A 441-nucleotide genomic window follows, 5' to 3' on the forward strand; every position below is an offset into this window, starting at 1 on the left:
TGGGCATGAGCGTGAAGGTCAGCGGCCCGGTCAACGCCGACTTCACGAGCGGCACGGCCCGCCGGGTCGATTCGGCGGCCGACATCCGCGGCCCGCTTGCCTCGGTCGATCTGGCGCAGGGCAGCTTCGTCATCATGGGCACCACGGTGACCACCGACAACGCCACCGTCTGGGCCGATGCGTCCGGGCTCGCGGCCCTCGCACCGAACACGACGCTGCAGGTCTGGGGCCTGCCGGCGGCAGCCGGCGTGCTGCGGGCCACGCGCGTGGAGCAGCGCAGCCCCTCCGCGCCGATCCTCAGCGGCACGGTCCAGAACCTCGACCCGCTGCGGCGCACCTTCACGCTCGGCAGCTTCCTCATCGACTACAGCGGCGCCGTCCTGAGCGGCAGCCTCGACGGGCGTCCGCTCGCCAACGGCACCCTCGTGCGCGTGCGTGCGA

At 73.0% G+C, this 441-nt stretch carries 1 protein-coding gene; it reads left to right on the forward strand.

What is annotated here, in order from left to right:
- The coding region (locus EJI01_RS29030; RefSeq protein ID WP_221885745.1) for a DUF5666 domain-containing protein at positions 1 to 441 on the forward strand (441 nt) is incomplete at both ends.

The sequence above is a fragment of the Variovorax sp. MHTC-1 genome (assembly GCF_003984645.1).
Classification (GTDB): domain Bacteria; phylum Pseudomonadota; class Gammaproteobacteria; order Burkholderiales; family Burkholderiaceae_C; genus Variovorax.